A 5,306-nucleotide genomic window follows, 5' to 3' on the forward strand; every position below is an offset into this window, starting at 1 on the left:
GTAAAAAGCGGTGCAGAATTTCCAAGAGCCTATTATGTAGCCAATCAAAACAAAGCAGACGAAGCAGACAAAATTAACAGCAAAGGCAACCGTATCACAGCCCTTATGCTTAAAGTTGCCAAAGACTTAACTAAAGATAAAGAATTTGAGGCTAAAAATAATGCAGTTATTCTTGGTGAGGGGTTGGAGTTGGAAAAAGGAAAGATTGAAGAAATTTGTTATTGTCAAGGAGGTTTAACTGTAGAATTATTCAAAAAAATATTTGGAGATAAAATTTTGTTTGGAGCAAAAAACATGAAATACAGAGCTAAAGTCTATAATTTAGAAACTCAAAAACTGGTTGAAGCTATCAATAATGTATTGGGTAAATATGATATAAATACTTGTTTACGATTATCACATTTTTTAGCTCAAATAGAACACGAATCTGACCATTTTAACACAACAGAAGAATACGCTTCAGGTTCTTTATATGAGGGAAGAAAAGATTTAGGAAATACAGAAAAAGGAGATGGAAAAAGGTTTAAAGGAAGAGGTTTAATTCAACTAACAGGCAGAGCTAATTATACTAGTTATACTAACTATATTAAAGAAGAGTTTAAAGAAACTAGAAATTTTATAAAAGAGCCAGATAATGACATAGTAGCTTCAGAAATTAAATATGCGGTAGATGCAGCAGGATGGTATTGGAAGTTTGGTTCTTCTTGGGGAAATATTAATATAATTGCTGATAAGGATGATGTAACTAAAGTAACAATGGCTGTAAATGGAGGAGAACGGGGTTTAGCGGACAGAAAAGTAAAAACAGGGAAGGCAAAGATTCTATTAAATGTGGGTAAGTGTAGAGCCAAAGACGAAGAAAAACAAGTTTCCAAAAAAGAAGGTTATGATATAGATGCTGCTGTGAATTATATAATTGCTAATGCAGAGTCTAAATCGATAGGGTATTGTGCTACATATGTGAGACTTTCAATAGAGGCCGGAGGAATTGATACAAGTGATCGTCCAGCTGGAACAAATGCAAAAGATTATGATACATATTTACCTAAAAAAGGATTTGTTATTATAAATTCCGAAAATTACACTGCTGTCAAAGGAGATATAGCTGTTTTTGAAGCTTTTCAAGGGGAAATAAAGTATCATAAATGGGGACACATCCAAATGCATACAGGAAGTCAATGGATTTCTGATTTTATACAAAGTGAATTTTGGGCAGGATCAGATTATGAAAAAGCTAAACCAAAATATAAAATATTAAGATGGGAATAAAGAAAATAATATACACGCTACATGTTTTGCTAGTTTTATTAGTATCTGGATGTAAAGATAAGAATGATAAAGATATTCAAAGGATTAAAGATTTCTATACTTCTTATTTAAGTATAGCAGAAAAAATCCCCTATAACAAAAAGGGACTTGATTCTTTAAAAACCAAGTATCTTACTATAGATTTAATCAAGAGATTAGAATCTTTGAAATTAGATTATGACTTAATATTAAATTCAAATGATGTAGACACCAGATGGGACGATAATATATTAGTTAAAAAAGACTCTACAAATTTAAATATTTACAATGTCTCATATACGAATGGCTCCTCTTATATAAAAATAGAAATTACTAACACCAATGGCATAAGTAAAATTTCTGATATTGAAAATATTATGAACGAACAACCAAAAAAAAATGGTGATTCTTCAGATATAAAAAACTCTTTTTACTCTAAAGTTTTTGAACCATATAATAGTAACTGTGACATATATATATATATATATGGGGATTCTTTATTTTCTATAAAAGAAAAAGGAGAAATAAAAATGAAAGGGAAATTCAAAAAAACTATTGATAACAATATTTCTTATTATCATTTTGAAAAATTAGAAGGTTTATACTATAATGATTCTTTAGATATTCAAAATTATGGGAATGATATGAATCAATACATTCATTTTAAAAGTTGTGATGAAAAATATATTCATTTTGTAAATATACTGTCGAAACATTAAACATATAGAAAAAAACACGATTCTCTTACCTAACAACCACGGCATTTTTTTAAAGCAAATACACAGAATTCCCAAGAGCCTATTACGTAGCGAACCCAAATAAAACAGATGAAGAAAATAAAAGCAACAGCAATCGCATTGAAGCCTTAATGCTTAAAGTAGCCGATGATGAAACTTTAGATGAGGATACAGAAGTTAATAGTGCGGTCATGCTTGGCGAAGAATTAACTGGAGGAGCAGATGGAGACTGTAAAGGAAGAAATTGCATACGTTTAGGAGCAGAAAGCAAACTCATACAAGAAATAAACATACGTCTAGCGGGATTTGGTGGTAATGTGCCGACTAAAAAATTCACGACACGTACCTTAACCATGGTAAAACAATTTCAAAAAGACTACATGGAAATTGAACCTACAGGTAATATTTGTGGTGATACGTTGAAGGCTATTGATGAGTTTGGAGAAAAGTATATATTCCCATTTGAGGAGGTTAAATGTAAGTGCGGTGATTGTAGTGGATTTGGTAAAGGGAGAAAAAGTGATGAAAAACAAAATACTTCCATTGCAGAAAGAAGCAGAAAATATGAATATCCAGGAATTCATAGAAGTTTATTATGGGGATACAGATCATCTATTTTTTATTTACAAAAAGAGTCAGAGCTAAATTATCAAACTAATTGTATAAACTCTGGATATAGATGCCATGACCATTCTATTTATAAAAAAACAGGATCAACAAATCATTGTGGGAAAGCGTTAGATATTCTATATAATTATAACAGTGGACGAACTAAAAACAAACTCCACGTAGAAGAGATTAGAAAAAAAATATTTAATAAACATTTAGGAGCAAAATGGGACTGGAATGCAGAAAAAAATATTTACTATTTAGAATCAACCAATAAGGGAGCCACTACATGGGTGCATTTGGATGTCCGTGAATTTAATATAGAATATTTAAAGGATGAATTTTTTGTTAAGACAGAAACAAAAATGAATGGTGAAAAAATTGTTGATTTAGCTAAGGAAGAAGGGTTTATACAAACTTGTGGTTGTGTAGGAAGATACGCTTCGCAACAAGGGGCAAGTTCTAACGGAAATAATAGTGAAAATAGAGTGGAGCCCAAAATACTTAGAACAAGTAATAAAGGGGTTCAATTTATAAAAGATTGGGAGAAATTTGAACCAAATGTTTATGATGATTCCGAAGGTTATGCAACTATAGGCTATGGGCATTTAATAGCTAGACAAAGTAAAAATGATATAACAATACCAGTTGAATTTATAAATGGTATAACAGATGAAAAAGCAGTGGAATTATTTGAACAGCGATTGATAGATTTTGAAAAAGCAGTACAAAGAGATATTGAAGTTAATTTATATCAGTATGAGTTTGATGCATTGGTTAGTTTATTATTTAATACGGGTTCTCAATTTTTAAATACAGGAGGGGCAAATGGTAGAGAAACAAAAATTAAGAAAAACATAAATTCTGAAAAATATTCAGAAGGAGCAGACGAAATGAGTAATGTTACAAATGGAGGTGCTTTAGGTCTAATTAAACGTAGAGAAGCAGAAATTAATATCTTTAAAAATAATATCTATGATTCAACACATTAAAAGAAAGAACTATTTAATTATTTATTTAATTATTTATTTAATTATTGGTTGCAAAGAAAATAAGGATTCAGAAATAAATAAACCTATAATTTCAAAAATAGAGAATAGTGATATTTCAAGACAGTATAATTGGAGCTTTTTTAATTGGTTTTCAATAGGAGATATTAAACTTAATGATAATAAGTTCCAAGAAATTGGAAATAAATATAAAAATATTGAATTGAAGCTTTCAAATGATTCTATTTACTTTAAAAGTAAACCCAAAGAAGCTATTTATTCAGGATATATAAGTTCTAAAAAATTCTTCATGAGAGACTATACTTATGAGTTTTATCAAAATTTCCTAAAAAAAGAACTTAATTTAACTTTAAAAGATAGCCTATTTTATTTTGAAAATAAGAATAAGCACCATAAAGAATCAATTCTGAAAAACTATTTTAATGAAGGTTTTATTATTAAAGATTATTTGTTTGCAATAAATGAATTAGATGGTGTTGTTATCGTTTTTAAAGATAAAAAACAAGAAGATTTTAATGATGAAATCTTATCTTCATGTTCAATAAAAAATAATATAAAATTACCTTATGATAAAATAATTGATATTAACACTGTCAAATACGATATATTAAAGTGTAATATAAAAGGTGCTTCCGATTGGCTTTGTAGTGAGGAAAACCTTAGGTTTATTCCATTATTTGAGAATAATAACGTTTCAACAATTTTAGTGCCAATGGATTGTGCAGATTTTAATTACCGATATTACTTATTAACAATAAAAAATAATGATATAAAGGCAAGCTTATATGTTGAGGGAGAATGGTATGATCCAGAGAATGTAAATGATTTAGAAACTACATCTTTTGAAATAAACAAAGACTATATAATAAAAGTTAAAACAGAAAATATAAATGGTGATGTTGGTGTGAATCAGGTGAAAAATTATAAAATTACTGAAGAAGGTGGAATTAAAGAAATAAAATAAGAATACAGAAATAGTAAAATACGGCGACACCGTCACCATAAAAGTAGAAGCAAGAAATTATGTAAACGCAGCCTTAACATTTATGTTACGAGAATCTGTGTCTGGTTTTGATAAAAAACTATCTGAAACCCTAAACCTAAAAATAGACCAAGAAGGTTATGGGGAAACCACCTTTACCATACCCACTAATGCATCGTGGGAGGGCGCGCACGAGAAAGGAAAAGAAGGCGTACCCCGTTATTTTTATTTTAAAGAAGTAAAAAGCGGTGCAGAATTTCCAAGAGCCTATTATGTAGCCAACCCCAATAAAACAGACGAAACAGACAAAATTAACAGCAAAGGCAACCGTATCACAGCCCTTATGCTTAAAGTTGCCAAAGACTTAACTAAAGATAAAGAATTTGAGGCTAAAAATAATGCGGTTATTCTTGGGGAGGGGTTGGATAATGACGAAAACAATGGTAACACCTGTGAACCTTTGATTTGGGGAAATAAAAAGAATTCAAAATTTGTAACCTGCTCTTTTAGAAAGCGAGTGATAGAAATAGCCGAAAGTTTAGGAATAGGAAAGGACAAAATAGAAGGGGCCAATTGGTGGTTACTTCGGTTCGATTTGTGCCAGTGATTTCGGTTTTATAGTGCCAGTCATTTCGGTTCAAACCGTGCCATTTTTGACTGAGCATTAAAAACCTATAACGG

Annotated in this window: 5 protein-coding genes; all 5 read left to right on the forward strand. The window is 30.2% G+C overall.

Going from position 1 to position 5,306, the window contains the following annotated elements; all coding sequences use genetic code 11:
- Positions 1 to 1,269: glycoside hydrolase family 19 protein (locus ACFFU9_RS10695; protein ID WP_379861432.1), on the forward strand; the 1,269-nt coding region annotated here is incomplete at its 5' end.
- Positions 1,260 to 2,006, forward strand: coding sequence for a hypothetical protein (locus tag ACFFU9_RS10700; RefSeq protein WP_379861433.1), 747 nt, complete (start codon positions 1,260 to 1,262; stop codon positions 2,004 to 2,006). The genes ACFFU9_RS10695 and ACFFU9_RS10700, both read left to right, overlap by 10 nt.
- Positions 2,007 to 2,155: 149 nt before the next feature.
- Positions 2,156 to 3,625, forward strand: a complete 1,470-nt coding sequence (locus ACFFU9_RS10705; RefSeq protein WP_379861434.1) for a glycoside hydrolase family protein — start codon at positions 2,156 to 2,158, stop codon at positions 3,623 to 3,625.
- Positions 3,609 to 4,607, forward strand: a complete 999-nt coding sequence (locus ACFFU9_RS10710; protein WP_379861435.1) for a hypothetical protein — start codon at positions 3,609 to 3,611, stop codon at positions 4,605 to 4,607. The genes ACFFU9_RS10705 and ACFFU9_RS10710 overlap by 17 nt, the downstream gene beginning before the upstream one ends.
- An 82-nt stretch (positions 4,608 to 4,689) precedes the next feature.
- Positions 4,690 to 5,232 carry a hypothetical protein gene (locus tag ACFFU9_RS10715; RefSeq protein WP_379861436.1) on the forward strand — a complete coding sequence of 181 codons (543 nt, stop codon included), beginning with the start codon at positions 4,690 to 4,692 and terminating at the stop codon, positions 5,230 to 5,232.
- Positions 5,233 to 5,306 lie beyond the last annotated feature (74 nt).

It is taken from the genome of Mariniflexile ostreae (assembly GCF_042427585.1).
In the GTDB taxonomy this organism is placed as follows: domain Bacteria; phylum Bacteroidota; class Bacteroidia; order Flavobacteriales; family Flavobacteriaceae; genus Pseudalgibacter; species Pseudalgibacter ostreae.

Coding starts and splice junctions, on each gene's coding strand:
- ACFFU9_RS10700 (WP_379861433.1), top strand. CDS start 1,260: ATGGGAATAAAGAAAATAATATACACGCTACATGTTTTGCTAGTTTTA.
- ACFFU9_RS10705 (WP_379861434.1), top strand. CDS start 2,156: ATGCTTAAAGTAGCCGATGATGAAACTTTAGATGAGGATACAGAAGTT.
- ACFFU9_RS10710 (WP_379861435.1), top strand. CDS start 3,609: ATGATTCAACACATTAAAAGAAAGAACTATTTAATTATTTATTTAATT.
- ACFFU9_RS10715 (WP_379861436.1), top strand. CDS start 4,690: ATGTTACGAGAATCTGTGTCTGGTTTTGATAAAAAACTATCTGAAACC.